We start from the raw sequence: 22,820 nt of genomic DNA, 5'->3' as shown, positions 1-22,820 counted from the left end.
CGGGCTAGGCTCGCGCCCGTGATCACCGCGATCGTGTTCATCCGTACCGACGTCGACCGGGTCAACGACGTGGCCGCCACCCTCGCCGAGCTCGACGGGGTCAGCGAGGTCTACAGCGTCACCGGCGACCTGGACCTCGTCGCGATGGTGCGGGTGCACTCCCTCGACGACGTGTCCGGCGTGGTCACCGACGGAGTGGGCCGGGTTTCGGGCGTGCTGGCGACCGAGACGCACATCGCCTTCCGGACCCACTCCCGGCACGACCTCGAGGCCGCGTTCTCCCTCGGCGCCGACTGAGCCCGCGCGCCGGCCCCTGACCGACCACCGCCGCGCCGGGGCACCCCGTACAGAAGTGAGCCGAGTGGTTGCTTCCCGCTGCCGGATCGGCCGGGTAGCAACCGTTCGGCTCACATCTGCCGCGGCCGGCGCCGCTACCGGCGCTTGGTGGTCGTGGTCGTGACGGGCGGGTTCTGGCTGTAGCCCTTCGCGTTCTGCGCCTGGACCACGACCCGGACCTCACGGCCGGTCTTGATCCCCGTGACCCGCAGCGACCGGACGCTCGGCGAGACCGACTGCCGCTTCCAGCTGCCGTTCTTTCCGAACTTCCACGACACCCGGAAGCCGGTGATGTACGAGCCGCCGTCGCTGCCCGGGCCGGTCCAGCGGACCTGGAAGCCGTTCTTCGTCCCGGTCAGCGAGACCACCGTCGGGTTCGGCGGCACCGTGGTGGTGACCTTGACGTACTGGGTCGCGCTCCACGGCAGCCGCTTGTCGCCGCCGTCGACCGCGGCGACCCGCCAGTAGTAGATGCCGTCGGGGTAGAGGGAGTCGTCGACGACCGTGAAGGACGGGTTGTCCGTCACGATCTCCTCGACGATCGACCCGCCGCTGAGCTCCGGCTCGAACAGGTCGTCGGTCGCGACCTGCAGCACGTAGTTGGAGGTTCCGCCCTCGCCGGGCACCGCGCCGTTCCAGGTGAACGTGATGTTCGACTTCTGCGTCTTCGCCTGACCGGACGGGACGGAGATCGCCGACCCCACCTTGCGGAACACGCCGTACTTGCCGGGCTGATTGATGGCGTCACGGTCGGCGGGGCAGATCAGCCGTTGGTCGGTCTTCTGGCAGGCCAGCACGAACCAGTAGTACGACTCGCTGTTGTTGTCGACCAGGACCTGGGACGGGATCAGACGCGTGTTGCCCGTGGTGAACGCGCCGATCCGGTTGACGAAGTCCCGGTCGGTGGCCAGGACGACGGTGTAGACGGAGTTGGCGGTTCCGACCGGGCTCCAGCTCATCACCGGTGCGTCCGCGTAGCACGCCACCCCGCCACTGGTCACGCACGCCGTCTGGGTCGTGCCGGACGTCGCGAGGCCCGACGGCACCCCAGGGGCCGCACCGGGACCGGTCTGCGCGGCGGTGACGGTGTAGGTCGCCGGACCCGGCGGGACCTCGCCGACGCTGCGCGCCTGGTCCGACCACAACGAGTAGATGTCCGGGGTGGGGCCGTCCTCGGCCGGGGTCACCCGGGCGTCGACCGCGCGCACTCGGTAATAGACCGTGTCACCGACGTTGAACACCGTCGAGGTCGGCAGCGTCACCCGCCCGGTCGGGCAGGCGGCCGTCGCGGTCGGGGTCGTCGGCCCGGGCGCTGCCGTCCCGGTGGCCGTCGCGGTGGGCGTCGGAGGTGCGGTGGGGACCACGGGGGCGCTGGTGCCCGAGTACGGGCCGGCCCCACCGGCGTTCGTCGCCACGACCCGGAACACCACCGGGACCCCGACGGTGAGGCACGTGGTGATCTTGACCGACGTCTCCGTCGACTGCGCCGGGACCGTCTGGATCCAGGTGCCGCCGTTGTTGGTCGACTTCTCGATGTAGTACGTGGTCGCCGGGCCGCCGGTGGTGGGGGCCGACCACGAGACCGTCACCTCGCCGGGGGCGCTGATCGTCGCGGTGACCCCGAACGGCGCGCCCGGCGGCGGCACCGCGTCGTAGATGCTGCAGGGGTCGCCGCCCGGCACACCCTTGTAGTCCACGGCGCCGTCCTGGTACGGCGTCAGGGTCGCGTGCGGCGTGGTGCAGGTGATGGTGTCGCCCTTGAAGGTGGCGTCCTTGGCGAACTGCACCTCGTACGACGAGGCGCCGGCGATCGCCGTCCAGGACAGCACCGTCGCGTTGACCGGCTGCGATCCGGCGACGGAGGTCACGCTCGGCCGGGCGACGGTGCTGCCGGTGGGCGGATCGGTCCACGCCTGGCGGAACTGCCAGGCACCGGACCACTTGCTGACACCGGACGTGGACACGCCGCGGACTCGCCACCAGTACTCACCGGGCTGGAACTCCGACAGCGGGGTGAACCGGGTGGAGGTGGTGCGCTGGAGCAGGACCTGCGAGGCCGCGGTGAAGCGGTCGCTGGTGCTGACCTCGATGTCGTACGACTGGGCACCGGGCACCAGGCTCCACGCGAAGCGGATGTCCGACAGCGCCGTGTTGGCGTTGTTCGCGGGCGCGGACTGCACCGGCGGGGGGGCCGGCCAGACGGGGAACGGACCCGACGCGGTAGGGCTGGCGGTGTCCGTGGGGTCGCCCTCGGCAGAGTTCGCGGAGGGGGCGCTGACGAGCAGGGCCGCCACCAGCGCCAGGCCGAGCAGCGCGACCGCCAGCATGGCCAGGCCGGACCGGCCCCGGCCCCAGGGCGCGCCCCCGGTCGCCGCGTGCTTGCTCATCCGTGCCCCCCAACGTCGCGCACACGAGTCTCATGTGACTCATGTGACACATGGGTACCAGTCTGGCTCAGCATAGGGAACCAACCGCCGCCACGGGAGCCCCTGGCGGGACCGGCGTGGCTGAGGCGGCTCACGGGCCCTCGACCCCGGTCGCGGCCGCCGCCGAACTCGCCGCCACCCAGCGCCGCAGCACGTCGGCCGCGGCACCGGAGTCGATCGCGGCCCGGGCCCGGTCCAGCCGCTCCCCCACCCGGGCGGTGACCGGCCCGTCGGCCGCGCCGGCGACACCCGTGGCCGCGTCGTACGCCACCAGCGCGGCCGCGGCGTTGAGCACGACGGCGTCGCGGACCGCGGCGTCGCGCCCGGTGGTCGACCCGCCCAGCACCGCCTCGAGGACGGCGGCGTTCTCCCCCGCCTCGCCGCCGCGCAGCGCGCCCGGCGCCGGCGCCGGGATGCCCAGGGTCGCCGGGTCCAGCACGTCCTCGACCACGGTTCCGTCGCCTCGGGACGCGTCCCGAACCCGGGTCGGCGCGTACGTGGTCACCTCGTCCAGCCCGTCCTCGCCGCGCACGACCAGGGCGTGCACCCGTCGGTCGGCGAGCACCCGGGCCTGGATCGGGGCCAGCCGGGCGTCGGCGCACCCGACCAGCGCCGCGGACGGCTGGGCCGGGTTGGCGAGCGGCCCCAGCACGTTGAAGACGGTGGGGACGCCCAGCTCGCGCCGCGGCACCGCCGCGTGCCGCATCGCCGGGTGGTAGGCGGCGGCGAAGCAGAAGCCGATCCCGGCCTCGCGCACGCACGCGGCCACCCCGTCGGGCGGCAGGGCGATCACGACCCCGAGCCGCTCGAGCACGTCCGCGGTCCCCGTCTGGGACGAGGCGGCCCGGTTGCCGTGCTTGATCACCGGCGCCCCGGCCGCGGCGGCGACCACGGCCGCCATGGTGGAGATGTTGACGGTGTGCGCCTTGTCGCCGCCGGTCCCCACCACGTCCAGGGCGGGGCCGTCCCAGTCGACCCGGACCGCGTGGGCCAGCATCGCGTCCACCAGCCCGGACACCTCGGCGGCCGTCTCGCCCTTGGACCGCAGCGCGACCACGAACCCGGCGATCTGCGCGGGGGTGGCGTCGCCGGACATGACCTGGTCCATGGCCCAGGCGGCGGACCCGGCGTCGAGGTCCTCGTGCCGCAGCAGCGCGGCCAGGACCGAGGGCCAGTCCCTCATCCGGCGGGGACGGTGGCCACGCGGCGGCGCAGCAGCGCGGCGACCGCGTCGGCCAGCACCACCGGGTCCACCGGGTGCGGCACCACGGCATCGGCGCGGGACCAGGTCGCCAGCCAGGCGTCCTGGACCCGGCCGGTGAGCACCAGGATCGGCGGGCAGCGGTAGATCTCGTCCTTGAGCTGGCGGCAGATGCCCATCCCGCCGGCGGGCGTGGCCTCGCCGTCCAGGATCGCCAGGTCGATGCCGCCGGCGTCCATGGTCCGGATCACCACCGGCTCGGTGGCCACCTCCACGAAGCGCACCTCGGGGAGCTCCGGGGCCGGCCGACGCCCCAGCGAGAGCATCACGTGCTCGCGCACGGTCACGTCGTCGCTGTAGACGAGGATCGTGAGGGTGCGCGCAGGCGCCTCGGACTTGCTGCTCATGGGTCCCTCGTCGCTCGGAGACGGCATACGGCGGCGATGCTACCGCCGGCGCAGGTCGGGACTCTCGGCCCGGGCCACGGGCGCGGCCGGGCGGCATACTCACCGGCGGGCCGGGGCCCGGTCCCGGCGCTGAAGACCCATGAGTCCGCACGTCACCCGAGAGGCGCACCGATGACCCTGCAGGGCACCACGACCCACGAGAACCTCAAGGAGGCCTTCGCCGGCGAGTCCCAGGCGAACCGCCGGTACCTCTACTTCGCGCGCGTGGCCAGGACCGAGGGCCTCGACGACGTCGTCGAGCTGTTCGAGGAGACCGCGAACGGCGAGACCGGCCACGCCTTCGGCCACCTGGACTTCCTCAAGGAGGTCGGCGACCCCGCCACCGGCGAGCCGATCGGCAGCACCGAGCAGAACCTGGCCTCGGCAGTGGCCGGCGAGACCTACGAGTTCACTGCCATGTACCCCGGCTTCGCGAAGACCGCCCGCGAGGAGGGCTTCGACGAGATCGCGGACTGGATGGAGACCCTGGCCCGCGCCGAGAAGACCCACGCCGGGCGGTTCCAGAAGGCGCTGGACAAGGTCCGCCAGGGCTGAGCGGCGCCCTCCCATGGCAGGCACGCTCAGCCGCGAGGCCCTCGTCCTGGACCGGGAGGCGTACGCCGACGTGCGCCCCGCCCTGCGCGCGCGGATGATCCCGCTGCGCGCGCAGCGGCGGGTCCCGCTCGGGGACGCCTTCGCCCTGGCGTTCGAGAACGCCGAGACCCTGCAGTACCAGGTGCAGGAGATGCTCATGGTCGAGGGGGTGACGGACGAGGCGGCCGTGGCGTACGAGCTGCACGCCTACTCCCGGCTGCTCCCCACCACCCACTCCCTCGTCGCCACGCTGTTCTTCGAGCACGACGACGTGACCACGGTCAAGGACGAGCTGCTGCGGCTCACCGGCGCCCAGCACGCCGTCCGGCTCGAGGTCGGGGGTGACCCGGTCCAGGGCGCTCCCCCGCTGTCCGTGGCGCCCGGCGTGGAGGTCCCCGGACCCGACGAGGACGGCCCCAGCGAGGTCACCCACGCCGTCCACTTCCTCCGGTTCACCCTCGACGACGCCGGCCGCGACGCCCTCCGCGACCCCGAGATCCCGCTGCTCGCGGTCATCGACCACCCCGAGTACCGCGCGTCGACGTCCATCGACGGGGCCACCCGCCACGCCCTGCTGTCCGACCTGGCGGACGGGCTGCTGTCCGACCTGGCGGACGGGGACTGACGGTCCGGGGCCGCGCGGGACGCGCGGCCCCGGCGTCCCGTCATGCGGGAATCGCCGCGGTCTTCCGGACACGCGGCCGGTATCCGGGGGGTCGGGCCCACGACGCCTGCCCCATCTGCCAGAATCCCGCGCGTGGCGACCGCATCCGCTGTTGAGAAGGCCTATGCCCACGCGCCGGCCAACCGCCCCAACATGGTGGCGATCGGGACCGTCGTGTGGCTGTCCAGCGAGCTCATGTTCTTCGCTGGGCTGTTCGCGATGTACTTCACGATGCGGGCGGTCAACCCCGAGCTGTGGGCCGAGGAGACCCAGCTCCTCAACGTCCCCTTCGCCTCGGTCAACACCACGGTCCTGGTGCTCTCGTCGGTGACCTGCCAGCTCGGCGTGTTCGCCGCCGAGCGCGGCGACCGGGCCGGCCTGCGGCGCTGGTTCATCATCACGTTCCTCATGGGCGCCTTCTTCATCGGCGGCCAGATCACCGAGTACACCGAGCTGGTCCGCGAGGGCATCACGCTGTCCTCCAACGCCTACGGCTCGGCGTTCTACCTCACCACCGGCTTCCACGGACTGCACGTGACCGGCGGCCTGGTCGCGTTCCTGTTCGTGCTGGCGACCACGTACATCTCCAAGCGCTTCACCCACGACCAGGCGACCCGGGCCATCGTCGTCTCGTACTACTGGCACTTCGTCGACGTGGTGTGGATCGCCCTGTTCTTCATGATCTACGTCCTGAAGTGAGCGCCACCCGCGGATGAGATCGGCCGCCCGACGATGACCGTGCCCACCCACGACACGATCGAGGTCCTCAGGTGAACTACCTGGCAGCACGGCGACGGCACCCCGCGGTGCCGTACGTCCTGCTCTTCCTGGCGCTGGTCGCCATGGGCGTCGTCTACGCCGTCCTCTCCTCCTCCGACTCCGCCGACGCCGCGCCGGCGGTGGGGTCGCAGACCCAGGTCGAGGAGGGCCGCAAGCTGTACCTCGAGGGCTGCTCGAGCTGTCACGGGCTGGAGGCCCAGGGCACCTCGGACGGCCCGACGCTCATCGGCGTGGGTGCCGCCGCGGTCCACTTCCAGGTCGCCACCGGCCGGATGCCGCTGGCCGCCCCCGGGGCGCAGGCACCGGCGAAGACGCCGATCTACAACGACGAGGAGATCGCCGCGCTCGCCGCGTACATCGCCTCACTCGGTCCCGGCCCGGCCATCCCGACCGAGGAGGAGCTGAGCTACGAGGGCGCGGACGTCGCCGAGGGCGGCGAGCTGTTCCGCACCAACTGCGCCCAGTGCCACCAGGCGGCCGGGCAGGGCGGCGCCCTGACCCACGGCAAGTACGCGCCCAACCTCATGCAGGCCACGCCCCAGGAGATCTACGAGGCGATGCTCACCGGCCCGCAGAACATGCCGGTGTTCGGCAACGGGACGCTCAGCGTCGAGGACAAGCAGGCCATCATCAAGTACATCGTCACCCTGCAGGACGCGCCCAGCCCCGGTGGCCTGAGCCTGGGCCGCATCGGCCCGGTCTCGGAGGGACTCTTCCTGTGGACCGCCGCCCTGGCCGCGCTGATCGCCGGGGCCGTCTGGATCGGGATCAAGGCGCGATGAGCGACACCAGCCAGGACACCCACGGCCACGGGGCGGTCGAGCAGGTCGGGGCGCCCGGAGCCCTGCCGGTCGCCCCCATCCCGCACAAGCCCCGCCGGGCCGACGTGGACCCCAAGGCGGCCCGGCGCGCCGAGCGCCAGGTCGCCACCATGTTCGGCCTGTCCGCCGTGATGGTCGTGCTGTTCGTCGTGGCGTACGTGGCCATCGACAAGTACGCCGTCGTCTACATCCCGGTGATGGGCGAGGTCGGTGCCCAGCAGGTGGCCCTCGGCCTGACCATGGGCCTGGCCATCCTGCTGATCGGCACCGGCGCCATCCAGTGGGCCAAGAAGCTGATGCCCGACGTCGAGGTGGTCGCCGAGCGGCACGAGCTGGTGTCGACCGAGGCCAACACCGAGGGCGCGATCGCGCAGTACGAGCGCGGCAAGGCCGAGTCCGGCTTCGCCCAGCGCACCATCGTGCGGCGCTCCCTGCTGGGGGCGCTGGCGCTGTTCCCGATCCCGCTGGTCGTGGTCCTGCGCGACCTGTGGATCACCCCGCCCGGCTCCCCCTCCCCCGCCGAGATCCTCAGCACGACGCTGTGGCGCGACGGCCTGCGCATCGTCACCGACGTCACGTACAAGCCGATCAAGCCGGAGGACCTGCCGGTCGGCGGCCTGGTCTCCGGCGTGCCCGAGGACCTGCTGGAGGTCGAGGAGGCCGAGGGCAACCTCAACGCCCGCACCAAGGCGGCGGTGATCCTGGTCCGGATGCAGCCGGACGAGATCCGCTCGCAGCAGGGCGAGGGCTGGGACTACCAGGGCATCCTGTGCTACTCCAAGATCTGCACCCACGTGGGCTGCCCGATCGCCCTGTACGAGCAGCGCACGCACCATCTGCTCTGCCCGTGCCACCAGTCCACGTTCGACCTCGCCGACTCGGGCAACGTGGTGTTCGGCCCCGCGGCACGCGAGATGCCGCAGTTGCAGATCGGTGTGGATGAGGAAGGCTTCCTCGTGGCCAAGGGCGACTTCGCCCAGCCGGTGGGACCGAGCTTCTGGGAGCGCGGATGAGCACCACGGAGAAGGTCGGCGGATCGGTCGCGACCTACGTCGACGAGCGCGTCACCACCAACACCTGGCTGAAGCGCAACCTGGGCAAGGTCTTCCCCGACCACTGGTCGTTCATGCTGGGTGAGATCGCGCTGTACTCCTTCATCGTCGTGCTGCTGACCGGCGTCTACCTGACGCTGTTCTTCAAGCCGTCGATGGTCGAGGTCATCTACGACGGGTCGTACGTGCCGCTCAAGGGCGTGAAGATGTCCGAGGCCTACGCCTCGACGCTCACGATCTCCTTCGACGTCCGGGGCGGCCTGCTGATCCGGCAGCTGCACCACTGGGCCGCCCTGATCTTCGTCGCCGCGATCTCGGTGCACATGTTCCGGGTGTTCTTCACCGGGGCCTTCCGCAAGCCGCGCGAGTTCAACTGGATCATCGGAGTGGGCCTGGCGTCGCTGGCGCTGCTGGCCGGGTTCTCCGGCTACTCGCTGCCCGACGACCTGCTGTCCGGCACCGGCCTGCAGATCGCCCGCGGCATCGTGCAGGCGGTGCCCCTGGTGGGCACCTGGGCGGCGTTCCTGTTGTTCGGGGGTGAGTTCCCCGGCACCGACTTCATCAGTCGGCTGTACGCCGTGCACATCCTGCTCATACCCGGCCTGATCCTCGGCCTGGTCTCGGCGCACCTGATCCTGGTCTGGTACCAGAAGCACACCCAGTTCCCCGGGCCCGGGCGCACCAACGACAACGTGGTCGGCTTCCCGCTGATGCCGGTCTACATGGCCAAGGCCGGCGGCTTCTTCTTCGTCGTGTTCGGCATCGCCACGCTGATCGCGGGGCTGGTGACGATCAACCCGATCTGGATATTCGGGCCCTTCACACCCGACCAAGTCACCGCCGGCTCGCAGCCGGACTGGTACATCGGGTGGCTGGACGGTGCGCTGCGCCTGATGCCCAACTGGGAGACGGTGATCTGGGGCGTCACGATCAGCTGGAACGTGTTCATCCCGGCCATGGTGATCCCCGGGCTGGTGTTCACCGCGCTGGGCCTGTACCCGTTCCTGGAGGCCTGGGCCACGGGTGACCACCGCGAGCACCACCTGCTCGACCGCCCGCGCAACGCCCCGGTCCGCACCGGCATCGGCGTCATGGCGATCACGTTCTACGGACTGCTGTGGATCGGCGGCGGCAACGACATCATCGCCACCACGTTCGACCTGTCCATCAACGCGATCACCTGGACGCTGCGGATCCTCATCTTCGTGCTGCCGCCGATCATGTTCGTGATCACCAAGCGGATCTGCCTCGGCCTGCAGCGGCGGGACCGCGACAAGCTGCTGCACGGGTACGAGACCGGCCGGGTGCTGCGGCTCCCCCACGGGGAGTTCATCGAGGTGCACGAGTCGGTCTCCGAGGAGGAGAAGGCGGTGCTGCTGTCCAAGCACGACGTCGCCCCGCTGGCCCTCCCGCCCGCCGAGGACGAGAACGGCGTCGCGAACCCCAAGGCCCGCAGCGGCCGACTGCGCGCCAAGCTCTCGCACTTCTTCTACGCCGACAACGTGCCGCGCCCCACCGACGAGGAGATCGCCGAGGCGGAGGAGCACCTGCACCACGACATGGAGATCGAGCGTCCTCTGCACGAGCACGAGGAGGCCATGACCATGCTCGGTCACCCGGCGGTCTACCACGACCCCGGCAAGCCGGACTACAACCGCGACGAGCAGCACTAGCCGCCGCGGCTGCGGACCCGTGCCGGGGCCGGTGACCCTCCGGGGTCGCCGGCCCCGTCCGTTCTCCCCGCCGGTCGACCGGGGGCCGGTCCGCTCGAGTCGGCTGCGGGCGGGCCTAGGCTGCCGGCATGGGTGAGCCGCGGCCGACGCTGCCGCTGCCCGAGCCGGAGCGCTCGGGCGGCCCCGGGTCGGCCGCGGGTGACGAGCCGACGTCGGACGCGGGCGGCACCGGCTGCCGGCACGGCCACGCCCCGACCCGCTCCCCCGTGATCCACCCGCGGCTGGGGATGGTCCCGTCGCTGTCGAACGCGATCGTGGGCCTGGTCGTCCTCGTGCTGGCCGTCGGCGTCACCGCCTGGCTGCTCCCGCCCGTCGTCGCGGCGGTGCTGCTGGTCCTGGCGGCGCTCGCGCTGGCGTTCAGCGCCGCCGTCCAGCTGGCGCTGGGGCACCGGGGGCGCTGTTGGGCCGAGCGGACCGTGCGCTGGTGGCTGGGCCCGATCGGGACCCTGCTGGACCCCTTCGACGTCGGCTAGCGGCCACCCGCCCCCTGTTGTGGTGCCGGTTGTGTGCGCCCTGGGTGACGAAAGCGGCACCACAGGGGTGGGGGTGGGGAGTCGGGTCAGCCGTTGGTGGTCAGCGGGATCGTGGTGACGACGGCCTTGGGGGTGCCGGCGAACGCCGAACCCTCCTGCCACTCCTCGAAGGAGTCGTTCCACACCGTGATGCCGTTGCCGTCGTCCTGGGTCCGGCTGGTGCCGGTCACCTCGACGACGTCGCCGACCAGGGTCTGGTCGTACAGCCACTGCGCGTTGGCGGTGCTCATGCCGACGCAGCCGTGGCTGACGTTGGCACTGCCCTGCGACCCCACGGACCAGGGGGCCGCGTGCAGGAACTCCCCGCTCCAGGTCATCCGCATGGCGTACTCGGCCTCGACCCGGTAGTACTCCGGGTCGCCCTCGCTGGTGCCGCCGGTGGCGGCGTCCATGATCCGGGAGCGCTCCTTGGTGAGGACGACCTTGACGCCGGACCGGGTCTCGAAGCCGGACTTGCCGGTGGTCACCGGGAAGGAGCGCACGACCTGCCCGTTCTTCACCACCGTGAGCGTGTGGGCCGCGGCGTTCACCTTGCTCACCATCGAGTCACCGGTCTGGAACCGGGTCTTCTCGGTCTTGGTGCCGTACAGCCCCGGGGCGGCCTTGACGCCCTTGAGCGCCAGCTTGACCACGATCTGGGTGTTGCCCGGCCAGTACGTCGCGGGCCGGAAGACGACCTCGTCGTCCGACGTCCAGTTCCACGCCCCCTCGACCGGGTTGGACGTGAGGATCTTGAGGTTGCGCTCGACGGCCTTCTTGTTCTTCACGTCGTGGTTGAAGCGCACGTAGATGGGCATCCCGACGCCAAACGTCGAGCCCTCGGACGGGTTCACCGCACCGGACAGCCGCTCCTCGGGCACCAGGGTGGTGAAGGAGCCGTCCAGGGTGGTGGGGACGCCACGGGAGTCCACCGCGGACGCCTGGACCGTGTAGGTGGCGCCGAAGGCCATCGTCTGCGCGTCGGACGCCCACGCGGACCCGTCGTCGGACACCGAGCCGGGCACCGGTCCCTTGGGCCCCGTCACGACCACGTCGGTGAGGCGGCCGTCGGTGCTGGTCACCACGATCGGCTGCGCGACGTCGACGTTGGTGCCGCCCACCAGCTCGCTGCTGATGACGGCGCGGGACTGGGCGGCGACCGGCGCGGACACCAGGGACAGCCCCGGGGCGCACCCGGTGACGACCAGTGTCGCGGCGGCTCCGGCGGCGACGACCGCGGCGGTGCGCCGAGAGCGGGGGCGCGCAGCACGAAGGGACCGAACCGGCACGACCGCTACCTCCCGTGGACGTCGTCAGTCACGGCATGCGTACGCCGTGACGTCCCTCCGACGCATCCAGTGTCCGTGAGGATCCCCGATCCGTCCAGCCCGACGCTCCGGTCGGAGCGTCGCGGGGCTACGACGGGTGGGCTCGCCGGGTCAGTGGGCGAAGTCGCCGCGGTAGTACTCGAACAGCCACCCGACGAGGGCGAGCACCACGACCGACGCACCCAGCACCACCAGCCAGGCGGCGAAGATGAGACCCAGGACGGTGAGGCCGGCCCCGAAGGCGGTCACCAGCGGCCACCACGAGTGCGGGCTGTAGAAGCCGTACTCCGGGTCGGCGTCCTCGACCTCGGCGTCCAGGCGGTCCTCCGGGCGGGGGTAGACCCGGCGGGAGGTCGCGAGGACGTAGAAGGCCACCAGGAACGCCAGACCGCCGGTCAGGGCCAGCACCGTGGTCCCGATGACGTCCCCGGACCAGAACCAGTAGACGGTCGCGGTGAGCAGGTAGAAGACCGTGCCGCCGACGAACAGCCCGCCCTCGATCTTCACTTCTTCTCCTCCAGGCCGTGCAGGTCCGGACCGCCGACGAGGTCGTCGAGCACGTTCTTGCGGACCGGGAGGTCCACGGCGGCGTACTCGGGGTGGTGCAGGTCGAACGCCGGCCGCTCGGACCGGATCCGCGGCAGCGACGTGAAGTTGTGCCGCGGCGGCGGGCACGAGGTCGCCCACTCCAGCGAGTTGCCCCAGCCCCACGGGTCGTCGACCTCGACCTTGGGCGCGGTCTTGTGCGTCTTCCACACGTTCCAGACGAAGATCAGCGTGGACAGGCCGAGGACCGCGGCCCCGATCGTGGACACCACGTTGAGGGTCTGGAACCCGTCGCTGGCCAGGTAGTCGGCGTAGCGGCGGGGCATGCCCTGCACGCCCAGCCAGTGCTGGACCAGGAACGTGGTCTGGAAGCCGACGAACAGCACCCAGAAGTGCAGCTTGCCGAGGCGCTCGTCGAGCATCTTCCCGGTCATCTTGGGCCACCAGAAGTAGAAGCCCGCGAACATCAGGAAGGCGACCGTCCCGAAGATCACGTAGTGGAAGTGCGCCACCACGAAGTAGCTGTCGGAGACGTGGAAGTCCAGCGGCGGCGAGGCCAGGATGATGCCGGTCAGACCGCCGAAGAGGAACGTCACGAGGAAGCCCGCGGTCCACAGCATGGGCGTGTCGAACGAGACCGTTCCTCGCCACATCGTGCCGATCCAGTTGAAGAATTTCACTCCGGTCGGGACCGCGATGAGCATCGTCATGAACGCGAAGAACGGCAGCAGCACCCCGCCGGTCACGTACATGTGGTGGGCCCAGACCGCCACCGACAGGCCGGCGATCGCGATCGTGGCGAAGACCAGGCCCTTGTAGCCGAAGATCGGCTTGCGGCTGAACACCGGGATGATCTCGCTGGCGACACCGAAGAACGGCAGCGCCAGGATGTAGACCTCGGGATGGCCGAAGAACCAGAACAGGTGCTGCCACAGCAGCACCCCGCCGTTCTCCGGGGCGAAGATCACCGCGCCGAAGTGCCGGTCGATGAACAGCACGACCAGGGCGGCGGCGAGCACCGGGAAGGCCATCAGCACCAGGACGCTGGTGAGCAGGATCGTCCAGGTGAAGATCGACATCCGGAACATCGTCATGCCCGGCGCGCGCATGCAGAAGATCGTGGTGATGAAGTTGACGCCACCGAGGATGGTGCCCAGGCCACCGAGGGTGAAGCCGAGCAGCCACAGGTCGGCGCCGACGCCCGGGGAGTTCACCGCGTCGGACAGCGGGGTGTAGGCGAACCAGCCGAACGACGCCGCGCCGCCGGGGGTGAAGAACCCGGTCATGACGATGATGCCGCCGAACAGGAACAGCCAGTAGCCCAGCATGTTCATCCGCGGGAACGCGACGTCCGGGGAGCCGATCTGCAGCGGCATCAGCACGTTCGCGAACCCGACGAACAGCGGCGTCGCGAACAGCAGCAGCATGATCGAGCCGTGCATCGTGAACAGCTGGTTGTACTGCTCGTTGGACACGATCTGCAGGCCCGGCACCGCCAGCTCGGCGCGGATGACAAGCGCCATCACGCCGCCGATGACGAAGAAGACGAAGGCCGTGATGAGGTAGAGGTGGCCGATCACCTTGTGGTCGGTCGACGTCACCCAGTTGACGATGATCCGCCCCAGCTTCGGGGTCGGCGGGGGCAGCGGCGCGCGCGCCGGCTCCGAGGTCGACGGGCGCTCGTTGAGGATCGTCACAGCTGCTTCTCCTGCTCCGTCATGCCCTCATCGGTGGTGCGGCCGGTCTCGAGCAGGCCGGTCTGGCCCTTGGCCTTCAGCTCGGCGATGAAGGCGTCGTACTCGGCGCGCTCCACCACCTTGACGTTGAACAGCATCCGGGAGTGGTCCACCCCGCACAGCTCCGCGCACTTGCCGGCGAAGGTCCCGATCTTGTTGGGGGTCACCTCGAAGACGTTGGTGCGCCCGGGGATGACGTCCATCTTGAACAGCCAGGCCGGGACCCAGAAGGAGTGGATGACGTCGGGCGAGGTCAGCTCGAACCGCACCTTCTCGTCGACCGGCAGGACCAGGGTCGGCGGGACGCCGGGGGTGCCGGCCTCGTAGACGTCCTCGTCGAGGTAGTTGAAGCCCCAGCTCCACCGCCAGCCGACCACGTTGACCGTGAGGTCCTCGTCGTTGCGGACCGCGGTGAGCTCGGCCTGGTCGCGGGCGGTGAAGTAGAACAGCCCGATGATCAGGATGAGCGGGACAACGGTGTAGAGGACCTCGATCGGGATGTTGTAGCGGGTCTGCTCCGGCAGCTCCGGGGAGTTCTTGCGACGCCGGTAGACGAAGAACGCGAAGAGCATCAGGCCCCACGTCAGGACCCCGACGGCCCAGGCGGCGATCCAGGCGCCGTTCCAGAGGTTCTGCGTGATCGGCGCCTGCTCCGACGCCGGGTCCGGCAGGTCGAAGAAGAAGGCCTCGTTGGCCGTGCAGCCGGTCGCGGTGAGGAGCACGAGCGCCGCTGCGGCACCCACGCCCACACGTCGGCGCAGCCGGGTGCGGGGGGCAGCGGTACGGGTGGGACCCACGTGTCGCCTTCCGGGGGTGTCGTGAAGGAGGGAATCGGCGTGCCAAGCACGCTCGCCCTCCTCCGGGCGGGCCGGACGTCGGGGTGAGACTAGCGCAGCGGAGCGGTGCCGTACGGGCGGGGGCACAGGTACGTTTCGGGGCATGTCGGACCCCCGGTTCGCGGCCCCGGACGGCTTCCTGGACGCCGCCTCCGGACAGCCGATGCGTCCCGCGGGGCGGGACGCACTACTGGCCGCACTGGATGCCGGCTGGGCCGACCCGGCCCGCCTCTACCGGGACGCCCGGCGGGCCCGGGCCCTGCTCGACGCCGCCCGCGAGTCGGTGGCGGCCCGGATCGGTGCCCGGCCCGACGAGGTCAGCTTCACCGCCTCGGGCACCGAGGCGATCCACCGCGGCGTGGAGGGGCTGCTGCGGGGCCGGATCAGGGCCGGCCGGCGCCTGGTGGTGTCCGCCGTGGAGCACTCCGCGGTGCTGCGGGCCGCCGACGTCCACGCGGCGGCAGGCGGCGAGGTGGCCACGGTCGGCGTGGACCGCCTCGGCCGGGTGGACGCCGACGCGTTCGTCGACGCCTGCGGGGAGGGCACCGCGGCCGCGTGCCTGCAGCAGGCCAACCATGAGGTCGGGACCACCCAGCCGGTGGCGGAGGTGGGCGGCCTCCTCGGGGAGCGCGGGGTGCCGCTGCTGGTCGACGCCGGTCAGGCCGTCGGCCGGGTCCCGGTCGCCGCGGGCTGGTCCGCCCTGACCGCGTCCGCGCGGCTGTGGGGCGGGCCGCCCGGCGTGGGCGTGCTGGCCGTACGCACCGGGGTCCGGTGGCGGGCCGACGGCACCGCGGACGAGCGGGAGGGCGGTCGGGTGCCCGGGTTCGCGCCCGTGCCGCTGATCGTCGCCGCAGCGGCGGCACTGGAGGACGTCGATCGCGACCGCGACGCCGAGTCCGCCCGGCTGTCCGCGCTGGTGGACCGGCTCCGGTCGGCGGTCCCGGCCGCGATCGACGACGTGGACCTGCTGGGCGACCCCGTCCACCGCCTCCCCCACCTGGTCACGTTCTCCGTGCTGTACGCCGACGGCGAGTCGCTGGTCCTGGCGCTGGACCGCGAGGGGCTGGCCGTGACCAGCGGGTCGGCCTGCGTCTCCGACACCCGCCGGCCCAGCCACGTGCTGGCCGCGATGGGGGCGCTCACCCAGGGGAACCTACGGGTGTCCCTCCCCCACGGCTGCCCGGTCGAGACCGTCGACCGGCTCATCCACGTCCTGCCGCGCGTGGTCGCGGAGGTCCGCGCCAGCATCGACCCCGGAGGTGTCCCGTGACCGACTCCCCGGCGGGCGGCCCGACGGCCGGCGACCGGCCGGTCGCCTGGTTGGACCAGCGCGGCCAGCGCTGCCCGATCCCGATCGTCACGCTGGCGCGGGCCCGCCGCGCCTACCCGCCGGGCAGCGTCGTCGCCCTCGTCGCCGATGACCCGGGCGCGCAGGCCGACGTCCCGGCGTGGTGCCGGCTGAAGGGGGCCGAGCTGCTCGGCACGACTGCGCCGCGCGACGGCGGCCCGGGCACCGCCTACCTGGTCCGGCTCCCCCCGGGTGCCCCCTGACCGGCGAGACCGGCCACCGCCGGAGGCAGCCGCAGGGCCACCGCGAGCCGTCGCAGGTACTCCGGTCGCGGAATCGCGACCGCGCCCAGCGAGGCCAGGTGCGGGGTGACCCACTGCACGTCCAGGACCCGGTCCGCGGGATCCCCCGCCCCGGCCATCACCGCCACCAGGGCGGCGAGCGCGACCTTCGACGCGTCGGTCGCCCGGTGGAACTTCGACTCGGCCGCGAACAGGCCCCCGACCTCCACGCCGTACAACCCGCCCACGAGCCGGCCGTCGTCGTCCCGGACCTCGACGGAGTGCGCCCACCCGAGCCGGTGCAGCTCGCCGTACGCGGCGGCGAACGCCGGCGTGATCCACCCGTGCGGGCGCCCGGGGTCCGCGCAGCCGGCGACCACCCCCGCGAAGTCGGTGTCCACGGTGACGTCGTACCGACGCATCGACCGGCGCAGCGAGCGGCTGGGACGGAACTGCGTCAGCGGCACGACGCCGCGCGGGTCCGGCGACCACCAGCCCACCGGGCCGCGCCGCCCGACGTCCATCGGGAACAGCCCGCGGGCGTACGCGGCCAGCAGGGTCCCGGGTTCGAGGTCCGCGCCGACGGCCAGCAGCTCCTCGCCCGGCTCCGCGTCCGCCGGGTCCGGCAGGGCCCAGGCGGTGGGCGGCGGGAGCGCCGGCACGGCAGCGGTCGGGTCGCGCGGGGCGTCAGGGCCGCGGGCAGGCCAGGTGCGGCTCGACGTCCGCGGCGGCGTCGTCGCCGTAGGTGCGCCCGACCCGCTCCAGGAAGTGCTTCTGGGCCAGCTCGTACTCCTGGGTGCCCACCGTCTCGATCACGTACGTCGCCACCAGCGAGCCGATCTGGGCGGACCGCTCGTCGGACAGGCCCCACGCCACGCCGGCGAGGAAGCCCGCGCGGAACGCATCCCCCACCCCCGTCGGGTCGGCCTTGAGCTCCTCCTCCGGGCAGGGGACGACCAGCGGCGGCTCGCCGCGGCGCTCGACCCGGGCACCGTCGGGCCCCAGCGTCGTCACGCGGCACTCGACCCGGCGGGCGATCTGCTCGGACGACCAGCCGGTCTTGTGCTCGGTGAGCGCTGCCTCGTACTCGTTGGTGAACAGGTACGCCGCGCCGTCGATGAGCAGCCGGATCTCCGCACCGTCCATCCGGGCCAGCTGCTGGGAGGGGTCCGCGGCGAACGGGTACTCGCGGAAGCGGCACTCGTCGGTGTGCCGCATCATCGCCTCGGGGTCGTTCGGGCCGATCACGACCAGGTCCAGGCCGCCGCCGAGGCGGTCGGCGACGGGCTTGAGCTCGATGTCCCGGGCCTCGCTCATCGCGCCGGGGTAGAACGACGCGATCTGGTTCTGCTCCTCGTCGGTGGTGCACACGAACCGGGCGGTGTGCCGCACGTCGGACACGTGGACCGAGTCGGTGTCGACGCCGTGCCGCTCCAGCCACGACCGGTAGTCGGCGAAGTCGGGCCCGACCGCACCGACCAGGACCGGCCGCAGCCCGAGGCAGCCGAGCCCGAACGCGATGTTGGCCGCGACCCCGCCGCGGCGGATCTCCAGCTCCTCGACCAGGAACGACAGGCTGACCTTGTCCAGCTTGTCCGCGACCAGGGAGTCGGAGAACCGCCCCGGGAAGGTCATGAGGTGGTCGGTCGCGATCGAGCCGGTGACGCACAGGCGCACGGTCTGGCCTTCCGGTACGGGGCGGACGGGCGCGCTGAGGATACCGGCGCCCGGACGCGCCGAAGGCGGCCGACCCGGAGGGGCGGCCGCCTTCGGTAGCGGGATCAGCGGAGGTTCAGTGGAACGAGTCGCCGCAGGCGCAGGAGCCGGTCGCGTTGGGGTTGTCGATCGTGAAGCCCTGCTTCTCGATGGTGTCGACGAAGTCGATGACGGCGCCGGTGAGGTACGGGGCGCTCATCCGGTCGACGACGACCGCGACGCCGGAAAAGTCCAGCCGGGTGTCGCCGTCGAGGCTGCGGTCGTCGAAGAACAGCTGGTAGCGCAGGCCGGAGCAGCCGCCGGGCTGCACGGCCACGCGCAGCGCGAGGTCGTCGCGGCCCTCGGTGTCGAGCAGGCCCTTGACCTTCGCGGCCGCCGTGTCGGTGAGGACGACCCCACTGGTCTGGGTCTCGCTGGCGGTCGTGTCTGCGGTCATGCGGTGCTCCCCATCGATGTCGGACGGATCCTGGCCGTGCCCGAGGGTCCCGGTCTGGGCGCACGGGCCGATGCTGGCTACAACCGGCGCGGCCCTCGTCGCATTCCGAACGTCCCTCGTGCTGCCCCATGGTGACACAGCCCCGACTCGGGCGGCGAGCGGTGACCCCGCGCGCCGGTCACGCCGACCAGGACCTCGCCACCCGGGCGGCGAGGTCCGCCAGCCGGGCGGCGTGGTCGGCGCTGGGGTCCGGTCCGGCCGCCTCCGGCTCCTCGGGGTCGACGACGCCGTAGGCCGAGGTGACCCCGATCGCGACGTACTCCCGGCGGCCCACCTCGACCCGGCCGGCGAGCACCACGACCGGCCGGGCGCTGGCCAGTGCGGCCGCGGCCGCCCCCGCCACGACCTTGCCGCGCAGCGACTGCCAGTCGAATGCCCCCTCGCCGGTGACGAGCAGGTCGGCGACGGCCACCCGCTCCGCCAGCCGCACGGTGCGCAGGACGGTCTCCGCGCCGGGGACCCGGGTGGCTCCCAGGGCGAGCAGCGCGTAGCCCAGGCCCCCGGCGGCGCCCGCGCCCAGCGCGACGGCCGGATCCTTGCCGTCGGCCGTGCGCCCGACGGCGCGCGCCCAGCCCTCCAAGGCACCCTCGAGCGCCATCACCGCCGCGTCGTCCGCGCCCTTCTGCCGGGCGAAGCCGTTCGCAGCGCCGCGCAGCCCCAGCAGCGGCACGTCGACGTCGGTCGCGGCCACCAGCCCGACCCCGCGCAGCCGCTCGCGCGCGGGTCCCAGGTCGACGGAGGCGACCTCGCGGAGCGCGCGGCCGCCCCGCGCGAGCAGGGCCGTCGCGTCGGCACCGTCGCCGGAGCGGGCGGTGGCGCCGAGGGCGGCCAGCATCCCGGCGCCCCCGTCGTTCGTACCGGAGCCGCCGAGGCCCACCACGACGCGGCGGGCGCCCGCGTCGACCACGGCGGCGACCAGCTCGCCCACTCCGTAGGTGGTCGTCCGCGTCGGGTCCCGGCGGTCGGGCGCGAGCAGGTGCAGCCCGCAGGCCTGGGCGGACTCGACGTACCCGGTCGGCCCCCCGTCCCCGGGGACGAGCAGCACCCGGGCGGGCACCGGCTCCCCGAGCGGCCCGGTGACGAAGACCTCCGCCCATTCGCCGCCCAGCGCGGTGTGCAGGACCTCGACGAACCCCGGGCCGCCGTCGGACAGGGGCACCAGGTCGACCTCGTCGTCGGGGGCGGTCCGGTGCCACCCGGCCGCGATCGCCCGCGCGGCCTCGTCTGCGGACAGGGTCCCGGCGAACTTGTCCGGGGCCACCACGACGCGCATCCCCGGACGGTAGCCGAGGCCGTTCGTGGGGACCGCCTCGTCACCGCGCGACGGCCGACCCCGTGGCAGGACGATGGCGGCATGACGACCGTCGACGCCGGTGTGGCCCGGCAGCAGCACTGGTCCGCCCTGCTGATGGGGGTGTCGTACGCCGTCGCGGGCGTCGGCTTCTTCCTCACCGGCCTGCTGGATCCGCCCTCGCTGGAGTGGGCCGTCCTGCTCGGCGTGGGCGGTCCGACCGTGGCCGGGTTCGTGCGGCACGTGCTGCTCTGGCGGGGCGACTCGGCCCGCTTGGGCTTCGCCACCCCCGACCCGTCGTGGATGTGGGAGGTCGGGTTCGCCAACCTCGCCATCGCGGTCGCCGCGGTCCTCACCGGGCTGCTCGACTGGGGGGTCGGCGCCCAGGTCGCGGTCCTGGTGACGATGGGCACGTACATGGCCGGGGCGACGCTCGTCCACGTGCTCGACCGGCGCCGCAAGGGCGCCGCCTACACCCGCAACCCGCTGCTGTCGATCGGCATGCCCCTGGTGTACGCGGCGGTGCTGTTCTGGATGGCGGTCTGGGGGCTGTCGTCGGCCGGGCTCGCGCCGATGTGAGGGTGGCCGTCGCATGCGAGACTGCCCGGTATGAGCCACACGTTCGTCGAGCCGGAGCCGACCCCCCTGGCGCTGCTGCTGCTCGGACACCGGTCCGACCCGGACAGCGAGCGCGGCGTGGAGTGCCCGGGCGACCTCCCGGCGGCATCCGACCCGGACCTGGTGGCCCGGGCCGCGGCCGCGAAGGCGGCCCTCGGCGAGCGGGTCTACATCCTCGGTCACCACTACCAGCGCGACGAGGTCATCCAGTTCGCCGACACCACCGGCGACTCCTTCAAGCTGGCGCAGCAGGCCGCCGCGCACCCCGAGGCGGAGTACGTCGTCTTCTGCGGCGTCCACTTCATGGCCGAGAGCGCGGACATCCTCACCGGCGACCACCAGCAGGTCGTCCTGCCCGACCTCGCCGCCGGCTGCTCGATGGCGGACATGGCCGCCATTGCGCAGGTCGAGGACGCGTGGGACGTCCTCACCGACGCGGGAGTCGCCGACGTCACCGTCCCGATCACGTACATGAACTCCTCGGCCGACATCAAGGCGTTCGTCGGAAAGCACGACGGCGCCGTGTGCACCTCGTCCAACGCTCAGCGCTCGCTGGAGTGGGCGTTCACCCAGGGCGAGAAGGTGCTGTTCCTGCCCGACCAGCACCTGGGCCGCAACACCGCCGTGCTGCAGCTGGGGCTGTCCCTGGACGACTGCGTGCTGTACGACCCGCACAAGCCGTCCGGCGGCCTCACGCCGGAGCAGCTGCGGGCCGCGAAGGTCATCCTGTGGCGCGGGCACTGCTCGGTGCACGGGCGGTTCACCCCGCACAACGTCGACCAGGTCCGCGAGCGGATCCCCGGGGTGAAGGTCCTGGTGCACCCGGAGTGCCAGTACGAGGTCGTCACCAAGGCCGACCTGGTGGGGTCGACCGAGTTCATCATCAAGGCCGTGGCGGAGGCGGAGCCCGGCACGGCCTGGGCGATCGGCACCGAGCTCAACCTGGTGAAGCGGCTGGCGCTGCAGCACCCGGACCAGCAGATCACCTACCTCGACGACACCGTGTGCTTCTGCTCCACGATGAACCGGATCGACCTGCCGCACCTGGTGTGGGCCCTGGAGGGACTGGTCGACGGCCGCGTCGTCAACCGGATCAGCGTGGACCCCGAGGTCGCGCACTGGGCCAAGGTCGCGCTGGACCGGATGCTCGCCCTCCCCGGCGTCGGCGCCAAGGACTGAGTGCGACCCCGCGCACCCACCCGAACCACGGGGCTCACCGGCCCCACCCGTCACCCCCGGTGGAACGCCCCGCCACTCGCCACGGGCTCCGCGCTGGTCGTACGTTCCACTGGCGCGTGGGGTCACCCGATCGGGCCAACTCCGGCGGGAGGGGCCGGTGGTCCGCTGCGCGGGGCCGTGTCCGCGTGACACCGTGGAGGCGTACGGGACGCATGAGACGTGCGCGGGGCTCCGCCGTCCGCGCCGGGCCTGCTCGGGCCGACCGGTGAGGAGTGAGGGAATCACGATGACGAGGACCACGACCACGAGGCGCGCCTTCGCGGCGACCGTCGCCGTCGGGCTGGCGGCCGGCCTGCTCGCCGCCGCCTCACCCGCCCTGGCCAAGCCGAATGGCCCCAAGCCCCACAAGCCCCCGAAGCCGGTCAGGAACACCGTCGCCGTCGTGACCAGTGCCACCCCCTGTCCGGCAGCGCTTTCCTCCTCCGGAGGGGTGACGTCACGGGTCGTGGTCCGGGACGACAAGACGGCCGTCCTGCGGATCCGCGGCACCCAGGGCGACGACGTGATCGTGGCTGCTCCTGCGCCGCTCCCGGAGGGAGTGACCCTCGTCCAGGTGGTCATCCACGGCTACCGGGGCAACGACACGATCTGCGGGCTGGACAGCGTCCCCAACCGGATCTACGGCCTCGGCGGCAACGACGCGATCTACGGCGGCTCGAAGGTCGACGCGCTGTTCGGGGGCTCGGGTGACGACAGCATCTGGGGCAACGGCGACGCGGACAAGGTCGTGACCGGCGCCGGCAAGGACACCGTGGACGTCTTCGCCGGAAGCAGGGTGAACGGGAAGGTGTACCCGCTGCCGACGCCCTGATCCACAGAGTTCCTGGAACGCCCGCTCCCTGGGTCCGGGGGGCGGGCGTTCCTGCTGTGGTGCCGCTTT

Annotated in this window: 24 protein-coding genes; 13 read left to right on the top strand and 11 right to left on the bottom strand. The window is 72.3% G+C overall.

Annotation, left to right across the window (positions count from 1 at the left end; all coding sequences use genetic code 11):
- The first annotated feature begins 18 nt into the window (after positions 1–18).
- The gene (locus R2737_04505) at positions 19–297 is read left to right on the top strand and encodes an Lrp/AsnC ligand binding domain-containing protein (protein ID MEZ5115511.1); all 279 of its coding nucleotides are present in this window, start codon (positions 19–21) and stop codon (positions 295–297) included.
- Between the two features lie 134 nt (positions 298–431).
- Here R2737_04505 and R2737_04500 read toward each other — a convergent pair whose 3' ends face one another.
- The 3 genes from R2737_04500 to R2737_04490 all read right to left on the bottom strand — a co-directional run bounded on the left by R2737_04500 (position 432) and on the right by R2737_04490 (position 4,370).
- On the bottom strand, positions 432–2,723 hold the full coding sequence (locus tag R2737_04500; GenBank protein MEZ5115510.1) for a fibronectin type III domain-containing protein: 2,292 nt from the start codon (positions 2,721–2,723) through the stop codon (positions 432–434).
- 130 nt (positions 2,724–2,853) lie between these two features.
- Entirely contained in the window at positions 2,854–3,945 is a 1,092-nt protein-coding gene (trpD, locus tag R2737_04495) for an anthranilate phosphoribosyltransferase (GenBank protein MEZ5115509.1), read from the bottom strand.
- Entirely contained in the window at positions 3,942–4,370 is a 429-nt protein-coding gene (locus R2737_04490) for a hypothetical protein (GenBank protein MEZ5115508.1), read from the bottom strand. Before R2737_04490 ends, trpD begins: the two co-directional genes overlap by 4 nt.
- A gap of 171 nt (positions 4,371–4,541) precedes the next feature.
- Between R2737_04490 and R2737_04485 the strand changes: the two genes are divergently transcribed.
- The 7 genes from R2737_04485 to R2737_04455 all read left to right on the top strand — a co-directional run bounded on the left by R2737_04485 (position 4,542) and on the right by R2737_04455 (position 10,526).
- Positions 4,542–4,964, top strand: a complete 423-nt coding sequence (locus R2737_04485) for a rubrerythrin family protein (GenBank protein MEZ5115507.1) — start codon at positions 4,542–4,544, stop codon at positions 4,962–4,964.
- A 13-nt stretch (positions 4,965–4,977) separates the two neighbouring features.
- Positions 4,978–5,628: a DUF3501 family protein gene (locus R2737_04480; protein ID MEZ5115506.1), complete on the top strand. Its 651-nt coding sequence runs from the start codon at positions 4,978–4,980 to the stop codon at positions 5,626–5,628.
- Between the two features lie 132 nt (positions 5,629–5,760).
- Entirely contained in the window at positions 5,761–6,366 is a 606-nt protein-coding gene (locus tag R2737_04475; GenBank protein ID MEZ5115505.1) for a heme-copper oxidase subunit III, read from the top strand.
- A 71-nt stretch (positions 6,367–6,437) separates the two neighbouring features.
- Positions 6,438–7,229 (top strand): c-type cytochrome, encoded by a 792-nt coding sequence (locus R2737_04470; protein MEZ5115504.1) that lies wholly within the window; start codon positions 6,438–6,440, stop codon positions 7,227–7,229.
- Positions 7,226–8,281, top strand: a complete 1,056-nt coding sequence (locus R2737_04465) for a Rieske 2Fe-2S domain-containing protein (GenBank protein MEZ5115503.1) — start codon at positions 7,226–7,228, stop codon at positions 8,279–8,281. The genes R2737_04470 and R2737_04465 overlap by 4 nt, the downstream gene beginning before the upstream one ends.
- Positions 8,278–9,993: a ubiquinol-cytochrome c reductase cytochrome b subunit gene (locus tag R2737_04460; protein ID MEZ5115502.1), complete on the top strand. Its 1,716-nt coding sequence runs from the start codon at positions 8,278–8,280 to the stop codon at positions 9,991–9,993. Before R2737_04465 ends, R2737_04460 begins: the two co-directional genes overlap by 4 nt.
- 128 nt (positions 9,994–10,121) lie before the next feature.
- On the top strand, positions 10,122–10,526 hold the full coding sequence (locus R2737_04455) for a hypothetical protein (GenBank protein MEZ5115501.1): 405 nt from the start codon (positions 10,122–10,124) through the stop codon (positions 10,524–10,526).
- 86 nt (positions 10,527–10,612) lie between these two features.
- Here the strand turns inward: R2737_04455 and R2737_04450 are convergent, their stop codons facing one another.
- The 4 genes from R2737_04450 to coxB form a co-directional block, all read right to left on the bottom strand.
- Positions 10,613–11,854 (bottom strand): Ig-like domain-containing protein, encoded by a 1,242-nt coding sequence (locus R2737_04450; protein ID MEZ5115500.1) that lies wholly within the window; start codon positions 11,852–11,854, stop codon positions 10,613–10,615.
- Between the two features lie 150 nt (positions 11,855–12,004).
- The gene (locus R2737_04445; GenBank protein MEZ5115499.1) at positions 12,005–12,400 is read right to left on the bottom strand and encodes a cytochrome c oxidase subunit 4; all 396 of its coding nucleotides are present in this window, start codon (positions 12,398–12,400) and stop codon (positions 12,005–12,007) included.
- On the bottom strand, positions 12,397–14,136 hold the full coding sequence (gene ctaD / locus R2737_04440) for a cytochrome c oxidase subunit I (GenBank protein ID MEZ5115498.1): 1,740 nt from the start codon (positions 14,134–14,136) through the stop codon (positions 12,397–12,399). Before ctaD ends, R2737_04445 begins: the two co-directional genes overlap by 4 nt.
- The gene (gene coxB / locus R2737_04435) at positions 14,133–14,918 is read right to left on the bottom strand and encodes a cytochrome c oxidase subunit II (protein MEZ5115497.1); all 786 of its coding nucleotides are present in this window, start codon (positions 14,916–14,918) and stop codon (positions 14,133–14,135) included. The genes ctaD and coxB overlap by 4 nt, the downstream gene beginning before the upstream one ends.
- A gap of 196 nt (positions 14,919–15,114) precedes the next feature.
- On the opposite strand from coxB, the gene R2737_04430 reads away from it, so the two are divergent.
- Entirely contained in the window at positions 15,115–16,281 is a 1,167-nt protein-coding gene (locus tag R2737_04430; GenBank protein ID MEZ5115496.1) for an aminotransferase class V-fold PLP-dependent enzyme, read from the top strand.
- A complete protein-coding gene (locus R2737_04425) occupies positions 16,278–16,562 on the top strand; it encodes a sulfurtransferase TusA family protein (GenBank protein MEZ5115495.1) in 285 nt (94 codons plus the stop codon). The genes R2737_04430 and R2737_04425 overlap by 4 nt, the downstream gene beginning before the upstream one ends.
- On the opposite strand, the gene aat is transcribed toward R2737_04425, so the two are convergent.
- From aat to R2737_04405, 4 genes are all read right to left on the bottom strand, one after another.
- On the bottom strand, positions 16,529–17,242 hold the full coding sequence (aat, locus tag R2737_04420; GenBank protein MEZ5115494.1) for a leucyl/phenylalanyl-tRNA--protein transferase: 714 nt from the start codon (positions 17,240–17,242) through the stop codon (positions 16,529–16,531). The genes R2737_04425 and aat overlap by 34 nt on opposite strands.
- Positions 17,243–17,267: 25 nt before the next feature.
- The gene (locus tag R2737_04415) at positions 17,268–18,257 is read right to left on the bottom strand and encodes a carbohydrate kinase family protein (protein MEZ5115493.1); all 990 of its coding nucleotides are present in this window, start codon (positions 18,255–18,257) and stop codon (positions 17,268–17,270) included.
- A 115-nt stretch (positions 18,258–18,372) separates the two neighbouring features.
- Entirely contained in the window at positions 18,373–18,732 is a 360-nt protein-coding gene (erpA, locus tag R2737_04410; GenBank protein ID MEZ5115492.1) for an iron-sulfur cluster insertion protein ErpA, read from the bottom strand.
- A gap of 178 nt (positions 18,733–18,910) precedes the next feature.
- Positions 18,911–20,065 (bottom strand): glycerate kinase, encoded by a 1,155-nt coding sequence (locus R2737_04405; protein MEZ5115491.1) that lies wholly within the window; start codon positions 20,063–20,065, stop codon positions 18,911–18,913.
- 81 nt (positions 20,066–20,146) lie between these two features.
- On the opposite strand from R2737_04405, the gene R2737_04400 reads away from it, so the two are divergent.
- The 3 genes from R2737_04400 (at position 20,147) to R2737_04390 (ending at position 22,751) form a co-directional block, all read left to right on the top strand.
- The gene (locus R2737_04400; GenBank protein MEZ5115490.1) at positions 20,147–20,662 is read left to right on the top strand and encodes a DUF6790 family protein; all 516 of its coding nucleotides are present in this window, start codon (positions 20,147–20,149) and stop codon (positions 20,660–20,662) included.
- Between the two features lie 30 nt (positions 20,663–20,692).
- Positions 20,693–21,880, top strand: a complete 1,188-nt coding sequence (gene nadA / locus R2737_04395; GenBank protein MEZ5115489.1) for a quinolinate synthase NadA — start codon at positions 20,693–20,695, stop codon at positions 21,878–21,880.
- Between the two features lie 286 nt (positions 21,881–22,166).
- Positions 22,167–22,751: a hypothetical protein gene (locus tag R2737_04390; GenBank protein MEZ5115488.1), complete on the top strand. Its 585-nt coding sequence runs from the start codon at positions 22,167–22,169 to the stop codon at positions 22,749–22,751.
- Positions 22,752–22,820: the final 69 nt, after the last annotated feature.

Source organism: Candidatus Nanopelagicales bacterium (assembly GCA_041393815.1).
Lineage (GTDB): Bacteria > Actinomycetota > Actinomycetes > S36-B12 > JAWKJK01 > JAWKJK01.
The sequence above is the reverse complement of the archived record's forward strand: the minus strand, read 5'-3'. Positions and strand labels throughout refer to the sequence as shown.